The organism is Rhizobium changzhiense (genome assembly GCF_013087625.1).
In the GTDB taxonomy this organism is placed as follows: domain Bacteria; phylum Pseudomonadota; class Alphaproteobacteria; order Rhizobiales; family Rhizobiaceae; genus Rhizobium; species Rhizobium sophorae.
The window spans coordinates 72,950-92,662 of the sequence record NZ_JABFCQ010000008.1 but is presented as its reverse complement, the minus strand read 5'-3'; the positions used below and the strand labels follow the sequence as shown (position 1 = coordinate 92,662).

General features: G+C 61.9%; 14 protein-coding genes. 10 read left to right on the top strand and 4 right to left on the bottom strand.

The features are described 5' to 3' along the window. Positions 1-43: 43 nt before the first annotated feature. From G9X68_RS29180 to G9X68_RS29170, 3 genes are all read left to right on the top strand, one after another. A complete protein-coding gene (locus tag G9X68_RS29180) occupies positions 44-1,423 on the top strand; it encodes a cation:proton antiporter (RefSeq protein WP_483407254.1) in 1,380 nt (459 codons plus the stop codon). Between the two features lie 159 nt (positions 1,424-1,582). Then, positions 1,583-2,758, top strand: a complete 1,176-nt coding sequence (locus tag G9X68_RS29175; protein ID WP_171605354.1) for an efflux RND transporter periplasmic adaptor subunit — start codon at positions 1,583-1,585, stop codon at positions 2,756-2,758. After that, on the top strand, positions 2,755-5,943 hold the full coding sequence (locus G9X68_RS29170) for an efflux RND transporter permease subunit (protein ID WP_171605353.1): 3,189 nt from the start codon (positions 2,755-2,757) through the stop codon (positions 5,941-5,943). The genes G9X68_RS29175 and G9X68_RS29170 overlap by 4 nt, the downstream gene beginning before the upstream one ends. A 29-nt stretch (positions 5,944-5,972) precedes the next feature. Here the strand turns inward: G9X68_RS29170 and G9X68_RS29165 are convergent, their stop codons facing one another. Beyond that, positions 5,973-6,749, bottom strand: coding sequence for a metallophosphoesterase family protein (locus G9X68_RS29165; RefSeq protein ID WP_171605352.1), 777 nt, complete (start codon positions 6,747-6,749; stop codon positions 5,973-5,975). A 164-nt stretch (positions 6,750-6,913) separates the two neighbouring features. On the opposite strand from G9X68_RS29165, the gene G9X68_RS29160 reads away from it, so the two are divergent. After that, positions 6,914-8,041, top strand: coding sequence for a monooxygenase (locus G9X68_RS29160; RefSeq protein WP_171605351.1), 1,128 nt, complete (start codon positions 6,914-6,916; stop codon positions 8,039-8,041). A gap of 1 nt (position 8,042) precedes the next feature. Here G9X68_RS29160 and G9X68_RS29155 read toward each other — a convergent pair whose 3' ends face one another. Both G9X68_RS29155 and G9X68_RS29150 read right to left on the bottom strand, forming a co-directional pair. Continuing rightward, complete coding sequence (locus G9X68_RS29155; RefSeq protein ID WP_003542434.1) at positions 8,043-8,507, bottom strand: RrF2 family transcriptional regulator; 465 nt, start codon at positions 8,505-8,507, stop codon at positions 8,043-8,045. A 176-nt stretch (positions 8,508-8,683) separates the two neighbouring features. Then, a complete protein-coding gene (locus tag G9X68_RS29150) occupies positions 8,684-9,472 on the bottom strand; it encodes an SDR family NAD(P)-dependent oxidoreductase (RefSeq protein WP_171605350.1) in 789 nt (262 codons plus the stop codon). A gap of 141 nt (positions 9,473-9,613) precedes the next feature. On the opposite strand from G9X68_RS29150, the gene G9X68_RS29145 reads away from it, so the two are divergent. Beyond that, complete coding sequence (locus tag G9X68_RS29145) at positions 9,614-10,384, top strand: TIM barrel protein (RefSeq protein ID WP_171605349.1); 771 nt, start codon at positions 9,614-9,616, stop codon at positions 10,382-10,384. Here G9X68_RS29145 and G9X68_RS29140 read toward each other — a convergent pair. Further along, entirely contained in the window at positions 10,381-11,397 is a 1,017-nt protein-coding gene (locus tag G9X68_RS29140; protein ID WP_171605348.1) for a substrate-binding domain-containing protein, read from the bottom strand. The two genes, G9X68_RS29145 and G9X68_RS29140, sit on opposite strands and share 4 nt — an antisense overlap. 178 nt (positions 11,398-11,575) lie before the next feature. On the opposite strand from G9X68_RS29140, the gene G9X68_RS29135 reads away from it, so the two are divergent. From G9X68_RS29135 to G9X68_RS29115, 5 genes are all read left to right on the top strand, one after another. Next, complete coding sequence (locus G9X68_RS29135; protein WP_171605347.1) at positions 11,576-13,501, top strand: ABC transporter substrate-binding protein; 1,926 nt, start codon at positions 11,576-11,578, stop codon at positions 13,499-13,501. A gap of 86 nt (positions 13,502-13,587) precedes the next feature. Next, positions 13,588-15,696: an alpha-amylase family protein gene (locus G9X68_RS29130; RefSeq protein WP_171605346.1), complete on the top strand. Its 2,109-nt coding sequence runs from the start codon at positions 13,588-13,590 to the stop codon at positions 15,694-15,696. Between the two features lie 104 nt (positions 15,697-15,800). Further along, complete coding sequence (locus tag G9X68_RS29125; RefSeq protein ID WP_168311711.1) at positions 15,801-16,787, top strand: ABC transporter permease; 987 nt, start codon at positions 15,801-15,803, stop codon at positions 16,785-16,787. Positions 16,788-16,797: 10 nt separating this feature from the next. After that, entirely contained in the window at positions 16,798-17,988 is a 1,191-nt protein-coding gene (locus tag G9X68_RS29120; RefSeq protein WP_171605345.1) for an ABC transporter permease, read from the top strand. A 10-nt stretch (positions 17,989-17,998) separates the two neighbouring features. Beyond that, entirely contained in the window at positions 17,999-19,708 is a 1,710-nt protein-coding gene (locus G9X68_RS29115) for an ABC transporter ATP-binding protein (protein WP_171605344.1), read from the top strand. Positions 19,709-19,713 lie beyond the last annotated feature (5 nt).

Here is a 19,713-nt window from a genome sequence, read left to right as displayed (position 1 = left end):
CGGCAGGAACAGCCTCCGCCGGAGGCGCGCATTGGGGAGCTCGATGGCGTTCTTCGAAAGCATGCTGACGCTGCTGCTGGTAGCGATCGTCTTTCTGCAATTTTCCAGGAAATTCCGGATCCCCTATCCGACAATGCTGGCGATCGCCGGCGTCATCGTCGCGGCCGTGCCCTGGGCGCCCGAGGTCTCGATCGATCCTGAGCTTGCGCTGGCGCTGCTGATCGCGCCCGTACTTTTCGACGCCGCCTATGATCTGCCGCCGAGGACATTGAGACGCAACTGGCTGCCACTGTTCTCGCTCGCCGCCATCGCCGTGATCGTGACGGCCGCAGCCGTCGCTACCGTCAGCGTGACGATGGCCGGCCTCCCGCTTGCCGCAGCCGTCGCACTCGGCGCCATCGTCGCGCCGCCGGATGCAGCGGCCGCGACCGCCATGCTCGACCGCTTCACCCTGCCGCGCCAGACCTATGTGATCCTGAAGGGTGAAAGCCTCCTGAACGACGCCGTCGCGCTGTTGATCTTCAGCGCCGCGGTGGCAGCCGCCGCAAGCCCCACCTTCTTCGCCGGTGCCCTGGCGGAGCTGGCGCTCGCCGTTCCTGGCGGCCTCATCCTCGGTTATCTCCTGGGCCGTCTCTACATGGTTGTCGGCCTGAGGCTCGCCGGCACGCTCGGCGGCACCTTGCTCGAATTCGTCGCCACTTTCGGCACGTGGATCATCGCCGAGCGGCTGCATCTTTCAGCAATTCTGGCGATCGTCGTCTATGCGATGGTGATCGCCCGCTACATGCCCGAGCGGCAGACGGCACGCCACCGCATTCACTCCTATTCGGTCTGGGAAGCCGCGGTCTTTCTGCTCAACGTGCTCGCTTTCCTGCTGATGGGCCTGCAGGCCCGCCAGATCGTCCTCGACCTCGATCCCGGCCGCCTGAATTTCGCGATCACCTTCGCCGCCATGGTCTTCGTCACCGTCATCGTCGTCCGCCTGGCCTGGGTGCTCTTCTATAATCGCGTCATCAACTTTCTCGCCGCGCGCGGACGCACGACACAAGCCGTTCCGACCTTCGCCACCAGCCTGCTTGCCGGCTGGTGCGGCATGCGCGGCCTCGTCACGCTGGCAACTGCGCTCGCTTTGCCGATCGACTTTCCCGATCGCGATATCATCCTGCTTAGCGCGCTCGCCGTCGTTCTCGGCACGCTCATCGCCGCAGATTGGCAGCGATGCGCCGCGCCGACGAGATCGACGATGATGTCTTTCACATGCTGGAACAGGAGCTCGACTGGGCCGAACTCGCCGCCCTGCCGCCCGGCAGAGACGAGATCGTCGAGAGCTGATGCCCTCCGTGACATTTTGATGGATTCCGGAATCGTTACCAATTGGCATTTGCAATTTTTCGCCGCTGCCGTTTATAGTCCAATTCCATAGGGTTACGATTTTTCCGATGTGCATTGTGTGCCGGCCTTCCTTTTCCAAGGGATTGAACGCCGGGGAATCACGGGGGCAGAGACCCTCGGTCAAAGCAACAGCATCACTTCATCTTGAGGTTGGCGGCAGTGAATCGGCCGTCGAGATTGGAGGACCGGTATGACTTACGCGCTTCGACAGATGGTGGTGCTTGGCTGTATTGCCGCATTCATGCCTCTCCCCGCGCTGGCCCAGAGCGCCCCGCCGCCCCCGCCCGTCACTGTCGCCAAGCCGGTCGTTCGCGATGTCGTCGACAGCGACGAGTTCATCGGCCGGTTCGAGCCGGTCGACGAAGTCTCCGTTCGCTCGCGCGTCGGTGGTTACCTGCAGGAAATCCATTTCCAGGACGGCGCATTGGTCAAGCAGGGCGACCTGCTCTTCGTCATCGATCAGCGGCCATTCGTAACCGCGCTCAATCAGGCAAAGGCCACACTCGAATCGGCGCAATCCACCCTGATCTTTGCCGATGCGCAATATAAGCGCACGCAATCGCTTGCTTCGAGCGGTAGCCAGTCGGCCCAGACGCTGGATGATCGCCGCCGCGAATTCGATTCGGCCGAGGCCAATGTCCGCGGCGCACAGGCCGCAGCCGACCGCGCCTCTCTCGACATGGAATATACCGAAATCAAGGCGCCGCTCAGCGGCCGCATCGACCGCCGGCTGATTTCGGCCGGCAACCTCGTGCAGACCGACCAGACTGTGCTGACGACGATCGTTTCGCTCGACCCGATCGATTTCTATTTCGACGTCGATGAGCGCCGCCTGCTGAATTTCGCCGACACGGCGCGCAAACTGGGCAAGGACCTCCAGCAGGGCGGTGGCGGACTGGATGTCTCCGTCACGATCTCTGATCCCACTGCCAAACCATTCAAGGGAAAGCTCGATTTCGCCGAGAACCGGGTCGACAATGAGAGTGGCACCATTCGTCTGCGTGCCCGCTTCCCCAACCCCGATCTCGTCCTTCAGCCCGGCCTCTTCGGTCGCATACAGGTCGAAGCTTCCAACACCTACCAGGCTATTCTCGTCCCCGACGAGGCCATCGGTTCGGACCAGAATGAGCGCGTCGTCTATGTCGTCGCCGAAGACGGCACGGTATCGACCAAGCCCGTGAGACCCGGACCGCGTCTCTATGGCTACCGCGTGATACGCGAGGGCCTTGACGGCACCGAGACAATCATCGTCAACGGCCTGATGCGCGCCCGGCCGGGAGCAAAGATCACGCCTCAGATGACCGAACTGCCCAAGGAGCGGCAGGACACTGCGCCCGAAACCGTCGGCGCGGAGAATGGACAATGAGATTTGCTCATTTTTTCGTAGACCGGCCGATCTTTGCGGCCGTCATCTCGATCCTTTTTCTCGTGGTCGGCAGCATCGCCTACACGCAATTGCCGGTATCTCAGTATCCGGAGATAGCGCCGCCGACCATCGTCGTGCGCACCTCTTATCCGGGTGCCGATCCACAGACGATCGCCGATACCGTTTCGACGCCGCTCGAGCAACAGATCAACGGCGTCGAAGACATGCTTTACATGTCATCCTACTCCAGCGCCGACGGCGCCATGGCGCTGACGATCACCTTCAAGCTCGGCACCGATCTCGACAAGGTCCAGGTGCTTGTCCAGAACCGCGTTTCCATCGCCCTTCCTCGTCTTCCCGAGGAAGTCCAGCGGCTTGGCGTCACCACCGACAAAAGCTCACCGGATCTGATGATGGTGGTGCACCTGCTGTCGCCATCGCACCGCTATGACCAGCTTTACGTCTCGAATTACGCCCGCAACCGCATCCGCGACGTTCTCGTGCGCCTTGACGGCGTCGGCGACGTGCAGATCTTTGGCGAGCGCCAATATTCGATGCGAATCTGGCTGGATCCGGAAAAGCTCTCCGCTTACGGGATGACATCCGATGACGTCGTCTCCGCGCTGAGAGATCAGAACGTCCAGGTGTCGGGCGGCAAGATCGGGGCTCCGCCCGTGACCGGCAAGAATGCGTTCGAATATACGGTGCGAACGGACGGACGCTTCTCCGACGTGCGCGAGTTCCGCTATGTCATCGTGAAATCGACGACATCGGGCCGGCTCGTCCAGTTGCAGGATGTCGCCCGGATAGAACTCGGCGCACAGGATTACGTCACCAACAGCTATCTCAACAACGATCCCGCAGTTGCTCTCGGCATCTTCGCCCGGCCGGGAACCAACGCCCTGGACACCGCCCATCAAGTCCAGACGCTCATGAAGGACATATCCCAGAATTTCCCGCCGGGCCTGGAATATCGTATCGTCTACGACACGACCGAATTCATCTCGGATTCGATCACCGAGGTCTATAGAACCATCGCCGAAGCGGCCATCCTGGTGGCGATCGTCGTTCTTGTCTTTCTGCAATCCTGGCGAACCGCAATCATTCCGATCATTGCCATCCCGGTATCGCTGATCGGCACCTTCGCCGTCCTGCTCGCCTTCGGCTTCTCGCTCAACATGCTCACCCTGTTCGGTCTCGTCCTCGCGATCGGTATCGTCGTCGATGACGCGATCGTGGTAGTGGAAAACGTCGAGCGTAATCTGGCACGCGGCATGACGCCGAAGCAGGCGTCCCATGTCACGATGGACGAAGTCGGGACCGCCGTCGTCGCCATCTCGCTAGTGCTGATCGCCGTGTTCGTGCCGACAGCCTTCATTCCAGGCATCTCCGGCCAGTTCTACCGGCAGTTCGCGGTCACGATCTCCGTCACCACTGCAATTTCCGCATTGAATTCGCTCACACTGTCGCCCGCGCTCGCAGGCATATTGCTGAAAACCCATGACCATGAAACCAAGCGCATGAATGTCGCATCCCGTCTGGGAAGAGGGCTTGCAAACGGCTTCAATCATGGATTCGATCGGCTGAGTTCCGGCTATTCATGGACCGTTCGGCATCTGGTCAGCAGTTGGATTGGGTTGACAGCCGCGATGGTCACCTTCGTCTGCCTGCTCGGAGCGACCTGGTACATGGGCACGAAAGTCCCCGCGGGCTTTATCCCGACCATGGACCAGGGTTATGCCATCATCGTCATACAGCTACCGGACGGAGCCTCGCTCGCGCGTACCGATGCCGTCGTCAAACAAGTGGGCGATATCGCTCGCACCGTCCCCGGCGTCGGCAATGCCGTGCAATTTGCCGGCTTCAGCGGGGCCACGTTCACCAATGCCTCGAATGCCGGCGTCGTTTTCGTCCCGTTCAAATCCTTTGCCGAACGGGAAGAAGGCGGGGAAAACGCCAACAAGATCATCGGCGAGCTTTTTGGCAAGCTGCAAAGCATCCAGGAAGCCTTCATCATTGCCATCCCGCCGCCATCCGTGCGTGGCGTCGGCAATTCCGGCGGCTTCAAGATGGAGATTTCCGATCTCGAAAACGCCGATATGACCCGCGTCCTCGGCCTCGCCCGGCAAATGATGGGGGCGGCGGCAACGACCGAGGGGCTGACCGGCGTCTTTACGACATTTTCGGATGCCAGCCCGCAATACTTCCTGGCGATCGACCGCGACAAGGCGCGCTTCCTGAATGTGCCGATCCCCAATATCTTCAACGCCCTTTCCATCAATCTCGGCGTCGCCTACGTCAACGATTTCAATGCGTTCGGCCGCGTCTACCAGGTTCGCGCCCAGGCCGACCGGCAATACCGCATGGACCGGGAGGACATCCTTGCCCTGAAGGTCCGCTCGGCGACCGGCGCGCTGGTTCCGCTAGGAACCTTGATGGACATCCAGGATGCCAGCGGCCCGGCGCTTGTCCAGCGCTACAACATGTACGTCTCGGTGCCGCTTCAGGGCAATCCGACGCCAGGCACGTCGACAGGCGATGCCATCGCCAAGATGGAGGCCTTAGCAGCCAAGATCCTGCCGCAGGGGACGACCTTCGAATGGACCGAACTCGCCTATCAGGAGACCCACACCGGCAACACCGCCATCTACATCTTCGCCCTGTCTGTCGTCTTCGTCTTCCTGGCGCTGGCGGCACAATATGAAAGCTGGGTTCTGCCGCTCGCGATCATTCTGATCGTCCCGCTTGCGGTGCTCGCGGCGCTGATCGGGGTCTCGCTGAGGGGAATGGACAACAATGTCCTGACGCAGATCGGCCTGATCGTCCTGATCGGCCTTGCGGCCAAGAACGCCATTCTGATCGTCGAGTTCGCCAGGCAGGCGGAAGACGAGGGCAAGTCACCGGTGGAGGCGGCCATCGAGGCCAGCCATCTTCGCCTGCGCCCGATCCTGATGACGGCATTCGCCTTCATCTTCGGTGTTCTGCCGCTTGCCATCGCCACCGGCCCCGGCGCCGAAATGCGCCAGTCGCTCGGCACCGCCGTCTTCTCGGGCATGCTCGGTGTGACGATCTTCGGCCTGTTCCTGACGCCGGTCTTCTACGTCGTGCTACGCGGCTGGCGCCGTAAACGGCCGGCCACTTTAGAACCAGCGAAGACAGAGCCGGTCGAGGAAGGGGTCGTCTGAGACGATCCCATCGGCTGAGGAAACGGAAGTCAGGTCGAAAACAGATGCACTCGGCCTTGCCACAAGCGAGCGACGGTGAGTTTGCCGCTGCGATAGGCGCGCGTATCGATATTGAGCCGCTTCGGCCGTATGTCGGGTTCATCGTTCGGCGTATGACCGTGAACGACGAGTTTCGGCAACGGCACCCGGCTTTCGAGAAACCGCTGGCGGATGATGACCAGATCCTCGTCCGTCTGCTCACTGAGCCGCAGCTTCGGATTGATGCCGGCATGCACGAAAATCACGCTCGGGGTCTCCAGCAGGACAGGCATCGCCCGCATGAAATCGATATGCGTCCGCGGCAGCGACTGGCGGATGAAGGCATCGAGCTTCGCGCCGGAGGGAAAGACCAGCGGTAGATGCTCCGGATCGAGGCCGTAGGATTTGAGCGACTCCGCCGACCCCATCTGCATCCAATCGTCATAGGAGATCCAACCATCGATATAGTCGAGCATGGCGACTTCGTGATTGCCGGCAAGGCAGATGCGGTCGAATCCATCAGGCGGAGGCTCCATGAGGTGGGTGATGACCTGTGCCGATTCAGGGCCGCGGTCGATATAGTCGCCGAGCGTGACAATCAGCTTACGCTCGGGCAGCCGCGCGCCATCGCGCAGGATCGCCTCCTCGGCTTTGAGAAGCAGATCGTACCGACCGTGAATGTCGCCGATCGCATAAGTTGGGATAGCGGCAATATCCAGCGTCAGACGCGGTCTCGGCTGGCGCGCCATTTTCGAAACCTCGCTGTTGCGAGCACGAGAGTCGCTCATCATATTTCTCGATCAAGGAAGCCCCACTTCACCGTAAGTAGAGTAAAGGACAAGGCAATCAAGCTGGTAAGAAAATTCAAAGCACCCGGGTTTTGTAGAAAAACCGGCCTTATCATTCGAGGGCTAATCCCTCACTCCTGTATCCGTCGAGGAAAGAGTGACCGATGGGAACGGTATCGCAGTTTCATGAGAGCCTGAGGTCTCCCGCGCATCGTATCGAAAGCGAAGAGGAGGCGATATCCACGGCCCGCGACCTCGCCGCCGCATTCCGGCATCAAGCGAGCGAACGCGATATCAACCGCATCCTGCCCTTTGCCGAGCTTGATGCGCTATCTGTATCGGGGCTGACGGCAATCACTGTTCCGCCAGACTATGAAGGGCTCGACGTGTCGAACGCCCTGCTCGCCGAAATCGTTGCAATCATCGCTGAGGGCGATGCATCGATCGGCGAGGCGCTGGAAAGTCATTTTTCTGCGCTGGAAACGCTCCGCACTCAGGCTGCCGAAGATTTGAAGGTATCGCTGTTTGCCCGCGTGCTGCTCGGCGACCGCTTCGCGGGTGCCGCCTTCACCGACGGGACCGAACTGACAGCCGAAGGCCCGGGCTACCGCCTGATCGGGCGCACGCGCCAAGTGCCCGGTATTCTCTTCGCCGACTGGATCGCCGCTGCCGCCACCGCTCCTCCCAGCCGCCCGGTGACGCTCTACCTCGCACGCGGTGAAGAAGGCGTGCAGGTGGTTGATGATTGGGACGGCTTCGGCCAGCGCACCAATGGATCGGCGACGGCGATCGTCGGAACGCTTCATGTCAATGCCGATGCGATTGCCCCTGCTCCCTCGTCCGGACATTCGACCGGCATCTCGCTCGGCCTGCTGCTCAAGGCGGGCGTCAGCCTGGGCATCGCCCGGGCCGCATGGAGCGACCTGATGACAGCAATTGGCGATCGCAGCACCAGCGTCCTTCCCCAGATCGGCGAACGCGCCATCCGCATCGAAGCAACGGCGGCAGCCTTGGAACGGGCTGGCCGCAAACTCGACATTGCCCAAGTCAATCCCGTTGAGGCCGCGATGGCGGACGCGCATTTCTCCTGCTCGGCGGCTGCAATCCTTGCCGGGGAAACGGCGCTCGACACCGCAAACGCGCTGTTCGAACTTGCAGGGGAAACATCGGCCAGCATCGGGCTCAATCTCGACCGCCATTGGCGCAACACCCGCATTCACGCGCTATCGTTGCCGCGGGATAGACTGGTGCATACCGCAGGTGAATATAGGTCGAAGCCCGGCAGCGCCTAATTCAGCTGGCGGCGGAGATCGGGAATTGTTCCTTGGCGCCGTCAATGCGGCCGCCGTCGGCGACGAACTGCTCGAGGGTCATATTGTCGAGAATGGCGGCGATCGCGTCCCGAACATCGGTCATCGAGCGCCGCACCTGACAGGTTTCCGGATCGGCACAGTCATCGCAGGCCTCATAAGCCGTACGGCTGGCGCAGCGGATCGGCGCTAAGGGCCCGTCGAGCGTGCGGATGACATGGCCGATGCGGATTTCGGTTGCCGGCCGCGACAGGGAATAGCCGCCGCCCGGTCCCTTTTTCGAGCGCAGGATGCCGACATTGCGCAGTTCGAGCAGGATCGTGTCGAGAAACTTCTTCGGGATATTGTTGCGGGCCGCGATGTCGTTGATGAAGGCGGTCTCACCCGGCGCCAGCCGTGCCAGGTCGACCAGCGCCTTCAGCCCGTATTTTCCCTTTTTCGTCAGCATCGTCGTCGCCTTGTAGAAATCGCAGTATTTATCCTGCTAATAGCAGGCAAATAGCGTCAAAAGCGTGAACATACAACAAAATAGCTATTATTTATAGCTTGTATGGGCAACGTCCACAGAAACGCCCGGCAGCCTCGAGAAAGACCGGCCGCCGCGCGCCCTGCCGGGAGTCTCGGTCAGATCGTCTTCAGCATGCCGCCATCGACGAAATAGGTCGAGCCGATGCAATAGCTCGCACGCTCCGAACTCAGGAAGACGAAGACGTTGGCCAGTTCCTCGGGCGTGCCGAAGCGTTTGGAGGCGGCGTGCTCGTTGGCGACGCTCTGCAGATAGCCTTCCCAGTTGCCGCCGGTTTCCGCCGTCAATTGCTTGGCGGTCTTGATCCAGTCGGGCGTCAGGATCAGGCCGGCATTGACGCAGTTGACGCGGATATTGTCCTTGATGAGCTCGGTCGAAAGCGTCTTCGAAAACATCATCAGCGCCGACTTGCTGACGTTGTAGATCGGCTCGTACCAAAGCGGCTGGACGGCACAGATCGAGGCATTGTGCAGGATCACCCCGCCACCGCGTTGCTTCATCTGGGGCGCGATGCCGCGCGCCAGCCGCACGGCGGCCATCACATGCAGGTCCCAATAGTCTTGCCACTTCTCATCGGGCGCCTCCATCACCGTCTCGTTCGATCCTGTGCCGGCATTGTTGATGAGGATATCGGCGCCGCCTCTTTCGGCCGCCGCCGCAATGATCGCCTCGGCTCCCGCAACCGTCGCCACATCGGCCGCGACAGCGGTGGCGCTGACGCCGTACTTCTCGGCGATACGGGCGGCTTCCGCCTCGAGCCGTTCGCCGCCACGGGCTGCCAGCACGAGGTCGGCGCCCTCAGCCGCCAGCCCCTCGGCGATCGCCAGCCCGATGCCGACCGACGCACCTGTTATGACGGCAGTCTTACCCTTCAATCCGAGATCCATGTCTTCCTCCGCAAACGGCCGGAGATCCCGGCCTGATGTGCCAAGTGTTTCGCCAATGAACCCGGGCGTCAAGCGTCCAGGCCCTCTTGCGGCAGGCGCCGATCTGTCGCATGCCTGCGGCAACAGATGGGAGGAGTTTTCATGCGACGTTATTCAGCCTGCATAGAATGGCTGTTTGCCGAAGAGGGCGACAGCTTTCCCGATCGTATCCGCCGCGCCCATGCGGCCGGCCTGACGGCGATCGAATTCTGGCGCTGGACCGGCAAGGATCTGGATGCGATCGAGGCGGCGCTGAAGGAAACCGACCTTGCCGTCTCCAGCCTCGTCGCCGAGCCGATGATCGCGCTGACCGACGCCGCCAACCGGCAGGCCTGGCTGAAAGGCCTTGCCGAATCCGTCAGTGTCGCGAAGCGTCTCGGCGCGCCGGTGCTGATTGCCCAGGCGGGCGACAATCTCCCAGGCTTGACCCGCGAAGAACAGCGCCGGGCGCTGACCGAAACGCTGAGAGCCGGCGCCGATATCCTCAAAGGCAGCGGTGTCCGCCTCGGCGTCGAGCCGCTCAACATCCGCATCGACCATGTCGGCTATTTCCTCGATTCGACCCGCGAAGGTCTGGACATCATCGATGACGTCGCTCGTCCCGAGATCGGGATCGTCTACGACATCTACCATTCCGCCGTGATGGACGAGCGCACCGAGGAGGTGCTGAACGGCCGTCTCGACCGTATCATCCACGTCCATGTCGCCGATCACCCCGGCCGCAACGAACCGGGCTCCGGCGGCATCGAGCTTGCTCGCCGCCTCGGCTGGATCTTCGCCAACGGTTACGACGGCGCCGTCGGTCTGGAATACCGGCCGACCAGGCCCGGCGCGGATGCGGTCAAGGCCGCGATTGCTTCGCTAGGCGGTTAAACCTCGGCGGCATCCCTCGCCGCCGCCTTGCAGGGTCCGGCCGAGCGGCGCTCGATAATGCGGGAGGCAATCATGATGCGCCGCGCCGGCATGCCGGGCAGGCGTGGATTCTCGATGCGCTCGAGCAAGAGCCGCAGCCCGACCGCCCCGCATTCCTGCCCCTCCATCCTCACCGTCGTCAGCGCCGGCGAGATCTGCGTTGCCGGCGAATAGTCGCCGAAACCGACGACCGAAATATCGTCGGGAATGCGGTATCCCTGACCGAGCAACTCGGAAACCACGGTCAGGGCCAGCCCGTCATGGGCGCAGAAAAAAGCCGTCGGCCGGATGCCCTTTTCCACGAGCGCTCGGAAGGCCGCGCTGAAGCCATTCTCTTCGTCGAACTGCATAACATGAAGCGCAACGTCAGGATAACGTTCGGCGATTTCGCGGGCACCGTAGTGCCGTTCCTGGCGTCCCCGCAGGCCCGGCATGCCATAGACGTAAACAATGGACCGATGGCCAAGCCCGACCAGATACTCCACCACCGCCTGCCCCGCCTCATGGTCGGTGCCGCCGACATGGTCGATCTGTTCGAGCGCATCGACCCAGCCGAAACGCACGATCGGAACGCCGGTGGCACTCACCGCCGCCACGGCCTCACGGGCATGCGGACCGACAAGCATCAATCCGTCGCAAGTGCGCGCCAGCTCCTCCAACTGGCCGGAATCATGGGTCCAGCGTACGCGCAGCGTCATGCCAAGCCGATGCGCCTCGCGCTGCACCCCGTTCTGCACCTGCATATAGAGCTCACTGTTGACCGCATCGAGATCGTGAAAGACAACCGCGACCTCGCCTGCAGCACCCTGCCCGGCGGGCTTGGTATAGCCAAGGCGCTGCGCCGTCTCGCGGATCAGTGCGCGCGTCTCTTCGCTGACGCCGCTCTTGCCGGCAAGCGATCGCGATACCGCATATTTCGACAGGCCGACCTCCCGCGCGATGGTCTGCAATGTAACCCGACCTCTGCTTCCCACGTGGCACCTCAGCATTCGATTGATGCGACGCTGGCTATATCAACCGCGCCACCAAAGCAAATTTATACACTAACGGAAACATAACGCTTTACCTAACAATATCCAAATGTAATCTTCCCCTCATCCCAGCCCGCAGCGAAAATAATGATAAGGGCGCGGATTTTTGGAGGAGATCCCTATGATCAAGCTGAAACGACGTGCGTTTCTGGCCGGGACGTCGGCCGCCCTGATATTGCCGGCCCTGCCGGTTTTCGCCGCTGACTTCAAGGAAGCGGATATCCTGAAAACGAAGGTGTCAAGCGGCACCCTGCCGGCCCTGAAGGACCGGCTTCCTGAAAATCCGCTCGTCGTCAAACCGGTCGAAAGCGTCGGCACGTACGGCGGCGACTGGAACATGGCGCTCGTCGGCGGCGGTTCGCTGTCGATGCTGTTCCGCTATCAAGCCTACGAGCCGCTGCTGCGCTATACGCCCGACTGGTCTGGCGTAACGCTGAATGTCGCCGAGTCCTTTGAGGGCGACGCCGAGTCCAAGGTCTATACGATCCGCCTGCGCAAGGGCATGAAATGGTCGGACGGCCATCCCTATACCACCGCCGACATCAAGTTCTGGTACGACACCGTTTTCACCGACAAACGCGTCGCCTTCGTCGGTCAGGATCATTGGAAGTCCGGCGGCAAGCCCGCCAAGCTGGAGATCGTCGACGAGCAGACTTTCAAGGTCACCTTCGACAAGCCGAACGGCCTGTTCCCGCTGCAGGTCGCCTGGGCAAACAACGACCAGACGACACGCACACCGAAACATTATCTCGAGCAGTTCCACATCGACTTCAATCCGAAGGCCGATGAACTCGCCAAGCAACGCGGCTTTGAAAGCTGGATCGCCTCCTTCCAGGCGGCCGCCGGTTTCCAGGATGACAACGCCTTCTTCCTGAACTCCTCGAAGAAGCCCTGCGTGCATGCCTGGATGTTCACGATAGCGCCCGGCGAAAACACCGAGCGCGCCGTTGCCGAGCGCAATCCCTACTACTGGAAGGTCGATACCGAGGGCAACCAGCTACCCTATATGGACCGTATCGTCTACCAGATGGTCGCCGACCCGCAGGTTCTGCTGCTGAAGGCCATGCAGGGCGAAGTCGACCTGATGGACCAGTATATTGCCACGCCGAACAACAAGTCGGTTCTCTACGATGCGCGTGAGCAGGGCGGCTATGATTTCTACACACTGACCTCGACCGAAGCTAATGTGATGAATTTCATCTTCAACCTGAACCACAATGACGAGACCAAGCGGAAGCTCTTCCGGAACAAGGATTTCCGTGCGGCGCTCTCGACCGCGCTCGACCGGCAGTCGCTGATCGATGCGGTGCTCGTCGGTCAGGGGGCGCCTGCCCAGCCGTCGATCAAGAAGGAAGACCCGCTTTACAACGAGCAGCTCGCCACGCAGTTCACGGCCTATGACGTCGACAAGGCGAATGCCATGCTCGACCAGATCGTGCCGAAGCGCGACGACCAGAACTTCCGCCTCGACGAAAAGGGCCGCCGCCTGACGATCATCTTTGAGATCGACCAGGCGCGCGCCGTCTTCCTCGATCTCTTCCAGCTGGTGATCCCGATGTTCCAGGCGGTCGGCATCGATGCACAGATGCGCTCGATGGACCGTTCGCTCTGGGAGACGCGCGTCCGCCAGGGCCGTGATTTCGATGCGACCGCCCACCAGTTCGGCGCAAACGGCGGTGTCGCCGCCATGCTCGACCCGCGCTACTACGTGCCGACCGATGCCAACGCCATGTATGCCCCGGCCTGGCAACTCTGGTATCGCGACCGCGCCAATGCCAATGCCGAAGAACCGCCGGAAAGCACGAAGAACCAGCTTGCGCTCTACGACAAGCTGAAGGCGACCTCCGACGCATCAGGCCAGCGCGAGGTCATGAAGCAGATCCTGCAAGGCGCCGCCGATAATTTCTATGTCTTCGGCATCTCGCTGCCGCCCGATGGATACGGCATCGTCAAGAACAGCATGAAGAACATCACGAAGATCATGCCGAACTCCTTCGGCTGGCCGACGCCTGCTCCGACCATGCCGGAGCAGTTCTACAAGGTCTGAAGACTTTTATTCCAGGAGCCTAGTTAGGCGCCGGCCCCGCCGGTTGGCGCCGAGGACCTTCTTTTGCCAATGATTGGATGAAGACGATGCTCGATGCCAGAAAACAGAACACCCACACCCTGAGGACGCCGGACTGGTTCAAGACCGCGACCCGCTGGACCCAGCTGACCTTCGTGGAAGACGACCCGGAGAAATACGACCCGGCCTTCTGGATTGATGTCTTCAAACGCACAAAATCGAACGCGGTCTGCCTCAGTGCCGGCGGCTACATTGCCTATTATCCGAGCGAAGTGCCCTACCACTATGTGAGCAAATATCTCGGCGACAAGGATATCTTCGGTGCGCTCGTCGATGCCGCCCGCAAACTCGACATGCATGTCATGGCCCGCGTCGACCCGCATGCGATCCATGACGATGCTGCCAAAGCCCATCCCGAATGGGTGATGATCAATGCCGACGACACGCCGCGCCGCCACTGGGCCTATCCCGATGTCTGGGTGACGAATGCCTATGGCGACTACAACACCGTCTTCATGCCTGAGGTGGTCAAGGAGATCGTCCGCAAGTACGATATCGATGCGGTTTTCGCCAATCGCTGGCAGGGCCACGGCGTCGATTATAGCGAAGAAAGCGCCCGCCGCTTCAAGGACATGTCCGGCCACGCCCTGCCTGTAAAACCCGACGCCGAGGATCCCGCCTGGCAGGCCTGGGTGCAATGGCGCCGCCGCGTGCTGACCGACATGATCGCGCAGTGGGACGACGCCGTCAAAGCGATCCGCCCGCATGCGAGCTTCATCCCGAACATGGGCGGCGCGTCGCTGATGGAATTCGACCTCTCGGTCATCGCCAGGCATTGCCCCTTCCTCGTCGTCGACCATCAGGGCCGCAAGGGCCTCGAGCTCGGCTGGTCGGCCGGACGCAACGGCAAGCGCATCCGCGCCACCTTCCCCGACCGCCCGGTCGTGCTGATCACCTCGATCGGCCCGGAGGAGGAATATCGCTGGAAGGACGCCGTCACCTCGGGCGAGGAAATGCAGCTCTGGATCAATGACGGCACCGCCCACGGCCTCTACGCTTGGTTCACTAAGTTCAACGGTGTCGTGCCCGACAAACGCTGGGTCGAGCCGGTGGCCGACGCCTTCGGCCTGCAGGCAGCCGTCGAGCCAGTGCTGGAAAGTATGAAGCCGACCGCCGAAATCGCCGTCATCGATCCCTCGACGACGCTGCGCCACTGGGCGCCGGAAGAACGGCATTCCGCAGAGAAGCACGATCTCGGTCTCTACCACGCCCTCGTTGAAGCCCGCCTGCCCTTCGAGCTGCTTTCGGACCAAGTGCTGACCGAAGAGAGCCTCGATCGGTTTAAGCTCATCATCCTCGCCAACGCCTCCTGCCTTTCGGATGCGCAGAACGCGGCGATCCGCGCCTATGTCGATCGCGGCGGCAGTGTGATTGCCTCTTACGAGACATCGCTGCGCGATGAATTCGGCAAGACGCGTGACGAATTCGGTCTGGCCGACGTGCTCGGCGCCAGATACGTCTCCGGCCCGCGCGGCATCGTCAAGAACACCTATGTGGCCCTTTCCGGCGATCACCCGATCAATCGGGGTTTCGACGGCGCCGAACGCATCATGGGCGGCACCCGCCTGATCCACGCCGAGCCGTCGGCCGATGCAAAGACTCCCTTCCTCTACGTACCCGACTTTCCCGATCTGCCGATGGAAGAAGTCTATCCGCGTGAAGACCCGAAAGGTGCTGCCGTCATCGCCCGCGAGACTGGCAAGGGTGGCCGCACGGTCTATATTCCCTGGAACATCGGCGAGATCTTCTGGGAGGTCTTTGCGGTCGACCACGCCCGTCTCATCGCCAACGCCGTCCATTGGGCACTCGGCAAGACGCCGCGCGTCACCGTCAAGGGCAAGGGCGTCGTCGATCTGGCGTTGCGCGAAAACGATGAGGGCCTGGCGCTCAGCCTTTTCAACCTCACCAATCCGATGATGATGAAAGGCCCGATTCGCGACAATTACCCTCTGGCAGCGCAGACCGTTTCGGTGGAGATTCCGGAGGGCCGATCGGTGGCGAAGGCTTGGCTCGTTGTTGCCGATCGCGCCGCAAGCTTCAGCTTCGGGAATGGCCGCGCGCAGGTGGAGGTGCCAGCTATCGATCGGCTGGAGGTCCTGCATCTCACCTGGAAATGAGATGACACGCGACGGAGGAGCGCTTTCGGCCTGGAGGGCCGAAGGCGGGTGAAGATCCGGGGGAAGCGCGTCACGGCGTTCCCGACGGGAGGAGAAACGTTTCAATGCTTGGCTATATCTTCAAGCGCGTGCTCTACATGATCCCGACCTTGTTTGGCATGTCGCTGATCTCGTTCCTGATCATCCAGCTGCCGCCGGGTGACTATCTGACGTCGATGATCGCCACCATGAGCGACAGCGGCCAGACCGTCGATCCCGCGCAGATCGAGCGGCTGAAGGAAATCTACGGCTTCGACGACCCCTTCTATATCCAATATCTGAAATGGATCTGGGGCATCGTCAGCCGCGGCGACTTCGGCTACTCCTTCGAATGGGGCCAGCCCGTCTCCGGGCTGATCTGGGGCCGCATGGGCTCGACGCTGGTGATCTCGCTCTTGAGCCTGCTCTTCGTCTGGATCGTGGCTTTGCCGATCGGCATCTATTCCGCTGTCCGCCGCCACTCCGTCGGCGATCATGTCTTCACATTTCTCGGCTTCATCGGCCTTGCGGTGCCGAACTTCATCCTGGCGCTGACGCTGATGTACATCGCCTATAAATATCTCGGCCAGAGCGTCGGCGGACTGATCTCGCCGGAATATGCCGAGGCGCCCTGGAGCCTCGCCAAGGTCGGCGATTTCCTCGCCCATCTCTGGATCCCGATCATCATCATCGGCGCATCCGGAACGGCAGCGATGATCCGCATCTTGCGCGCCAACCTGACCGACGAACTGCACAAGCCCTATGTCGTCACCGCCCGCGCCAAGGGACTGCCGGAATACAAGGTGATCCTCAAATATCCGGTCAGAATCGCGCTCAATCCCTTCGTCTCGGCGATCGGCTGGGTGCTGCCGCATCTCGTCTCCGGCGTGACGATCACCGCCATCGTGCTGAACCTTCCGACGGCCGGCCCGCTGCTTTTCCGCGCGCTGATCTCGCAGGACATGTATCTCGCCGGCAGTTTCATCCTGCTTTTGAGCGCGCTGACCCTCGTCGGCATGCTGCTGTCGGATCTGCTGCTGGCGCTGCTCGATCCGCGCATCCGGTTCAATTGAGGGGAATGCGATGAGCACGCACGAAACCTTCGGAAACCACACCGGCCCCCTCCACGTCGTCGCCGACGGCCCCTCGATCAGCCCGCTGAAACAGGGCAAGACCGTCTCGACCGCCGCGATCGGCCCCTGGCGGCTGGTCGCCGGCAAACTGATCCGCCAGAAGGTGGCGATGGTGGCCGGCGCCATCATCCTATTCCTCTATCTGGTCGGCCTCTTCGCCGAATTCCTGGCGCCTGCTTTGCCGATGACCTCGCGGCCGCAATATACCTATGCCCCGCCACAGGGCTTCAGCTTTTTCGTCGAAAAACCGGACGGCAGCTCTGAATTCAATTTCCATGTGAAGGGCTACAAGGTTGAGATCGACAAGGAGGCGCTGCGCCGCACCTTCGTCGTCGACGACACCAAGGTCGTCCCGATCGGCTTCTTCGTCAAAGGTGCAGCCTATGACCTCTGGGGCCTGATCCCGATGAACCGCCACCTGATCGGCCCCCTCAACCAGAACGACCCGATGTATCTGCTCGGTGCCGACCGGCTCGGCCGCGACGTCTTCTCGCGCCTCGTCTACGGCACGCGCGTATCCATGTCGATCGGCCTCGTCGGCGTCGCCATGTCGCTGATCCTGGGTGTCGTGCTCGGCTCGATCTCCGGCTTCTACGGCGGCTGGGTCGATACGCTCATCCAGCGCGTCATCGAGGTCGTCAGCGCCATGCCGACCATCCCGCTATGGCTCGGCCTGGCAGCGGCGATCCCGCTGACATGGTCGCCGGTCAATGTCTATTTCGTCATCACGATCATCGTCTCGCTGCTCGGCTGGACCAGCCTGGCGCGAGAGGTGCGCGGCCGGTTCCTGGCGCTGCGCAGCGAGGATTTCGTCGTTGCCGCGCGGCTCGACGGATCGAGCGAGACGCGGCTGATCTTCCGCCATATCCTGCCCTCGCTGACGAGCCATATCCTTGCGGTCGTTACACTGGCCGTGCCGACCATGATCGTCGCCGAGACCTCGCTGTCCTTCCTCGGCATCGGCCTCAAGCCGCCGGTCGTCAGTTGGGGGGTACTGCTGCAAGACGCCCAGAACATCCGCACCGTCGCCACTGCGCCGTGGCTGCTGATCTGGCCGTCACTCGCAGTCGTCGTCGCCGTCCTGTCCTTCAATTTCTTCGGCGACGGCCTGCGCGATGCCGCCGACCCCTATGACAATTGAGGAGGAAACCATGACCGATCTTTCAGACGACGTCGTTCTCTCCGTCGAAAACCTCTCGATCGATTTCAGGCTGCGCACCCACATCCTGCACGCCGTCGAAAATGTCAGCTTCGAGCTGAAGCGCGGTGAGACGCTCTGCCTCGTCGGCGAAAGCGGCTCCGGCAAAAGCGTCACCGCCCGCTCGCTGCTGCAGATCGTCGACAGCCCCGGCAGCATCGTTTCCGGCCGCATCCTGCTCAACAATGGCGACGGGATCACCGATATCGCCGCCTTGAAACCGTCGGATCGGGCAATGCGCGCCATCCGCGGCCGCCGCATCGGCCTGATCTTCCAGGAGCCGATGAGTTCGCTGTCGCCGGTCCACACCATCGGCTCGCAGATCATCGAGGCGGTGCGCCTGCACAGCAATCTCGATCATCGCGCCGCCCGCGAAAGGACCGTCGAACTGCTACGCCAGGTCGAAATTCCGAACCCGGACAAGATGGCCGACCGCTATACGTTCGAATTCTCCGGCGGCATGCGCCAACGCGCCATGATCGCCATGGCGCTTGCCGGCAATCCCGATATTCTCATCGCCGACGAACCGACGACGGCGCTCGACGTCACCACCCAGGCCGAGATCCTCGACCTGATCAAACGCCTGCAGGTCGAGCGCGGCATGGCCATGCTGCTCATCACCCATGACATGGGGATCGTCGCCGAAGTGGCCGATGATGTCGCCGTCATGCGCTTCGGCCGCATCGTCGAGCGCGGCCCGGTGGATGCGATCTACCATGCCGCCGAGCATCCTTATACCCGCCAACTGCTCGCCTCGACGGTCAAGCTGACCCACCATGTCGAAGGCAGGCTGCCCGCCGCGGCGCTGTCGCCGGAGGCGCCGCAACCAATCCTGTCCGTCCGCAATCTCGGCAAGATCTACGGCTGGCACGGCAAGGCCAATACGCTGCGCGCCGTCGACGACGCCAGCTTCGATCTCTATCCCGGCGAAAACCTCGGCATCGTCGGCGAAAGCGGCTCCGGCAAGACGACGCTCGGCCGCCTGATCCTGCGCACCGTCGAGCCGACATCGGGCAGCATCACCTATCGCGGCAGGGACGGCGGCGAGATCGACGTCACGAAACTCACCAAGCGCGAACTCCGCACTTTCCACCGTGAAGTCCGCCTGGTTTTCCAGGATCCGTTCGCCTCGCTCAATCCGCGCATGACCGTCAAGGAGGTGATCGGCGATCCGCTGATCGTCAACGGGCTCGCCAAGGGCAAGGCACTGGAGGACCGCGTCGCCGAACTGATGCGCCTCGTCGGCCTCGATCCGATGGGCATGGAGCGCTACCCGCATGCCTTCTCCGGCGGCCAGCGCCAGCGCATCGGCATCGCCCGCGCGCTTGCGCTCGATCCGCGCATCATCATCGCCGACGAGGCAACGTCGGCACTCGACGTCTCGATCCGCAGCCAGATCCTCGACCTGCTGCTCGATATCCGCCAGCGGCTGAACCTGAGCTTCATCTTCATCTCGCACGACATTTCGGTCGTCCGTTATTTCTGCGATCGCGTCGCCGTCATGCATCGCGGCAAAATCGTCGAACTGGGTGAGGCAGAACAGATCTGCACCGCTCCCGAAGAGGCCTATACCAAGAGCCTCATCTCCGCTGTTCCCAATCCCGACCCTCGCGACAAGCGCATGCTGCACCGGCATCGTTTCGTTGCGCCTGCCACTATCTAAGGACG

Bases quoted from the DNA above. Each gene is read 5' to 3' on its own strand.
- G9X68_RS29180 (WP_483407254.1), top strand. From the start codon at position 44: ATGGCGTTCTTCGAAAGCATGCTGACGCTGCTGCTGGTAGCGATCGTC.
- G9X68_RS29115 (WP_171605344.1), top strand. From the start codon at position 17,999: ATGACCGATCTTTCAGACGACGTCGTTCTCTCCGTCGAAAACCTCTCG.
- G9X68_RS29125 (WP_168311711.1), top strand. From the start codon at position 15,801: ATGCTTGGCTATATCTTCAAGCGCGTGCTCTACATGATCCCGACCTTG.
- G9X68_RS29175 (WP_171605354.1), top strand. From the start codon at position 1,583: ATGACTTACGCGCTTCGACAGATGGTGGTGCTTGGCTGTATTGCCGCA.
- G9X68_RS29120 (WP_171605345.1), top strand. From the start codon at position 16,798: ATGAGCACGCACGAAACCTTCGGAAACCACACCGGCCCCCTCCACGTC.
- G9X68_RS29155 (WP_003542434.1), bottom strand. From the start codon at position 8,507: ATGCTGACGAAAAAGGGAAAATACGGGCTGAAGGCGCTGGTCGACCTG.
- G9X68_RS29150 (WP_171605350.1), bottom strand. From the start codon at position 9,472: ATGGATCTCGGATTGAAGGGTAAGACTGCCGTCATAACAGGTGCGTCG.
- G9X68_RS29130 (WP_171605346.1), top strand. From the start codon at position 13,588: ATGCTCGATGCCAGAAAACAGAACACCCACACCCTGAGGACGCCGGAC.
- G9X68_RS29160 (WP_171605351.1), top strand. From the start codon at position 6,914: ATGGGAACGGTATCGCAGTTTCATGAGAGCCTGAGGTCTCCCGCGCAT.
- G9X68_RS29135 (WP_171605347.1), top strand. From the start codon at position 11,576: ATGATCAAGCTGAAACGACGTGCGTTTCTGGCCGGGACGTCGGCCGCC.
- G9X68_RS29165 (WP_171605352.1), bottom strand. From the start codon at position 6,749: ATGAGCGACTCTCGTGCTCGCAACAGCGAGGTTTCGAAAATGGCGCGC.
- G9X68_RS29170 (WP_171605353.1), top strand. From the start codon at position 2,755: ATGAGATTTGCTCATTTTTTCGTAGACCGGCCGATCTTTGCGGCCGTC.
- G9X68_RS29145 (WP_171605349.1), top strand. From the start codon at position 9,614: ATGCGACGTTATTCAGCCTGCATAGAATGGCTGTTTGCCGAAGAGGGC.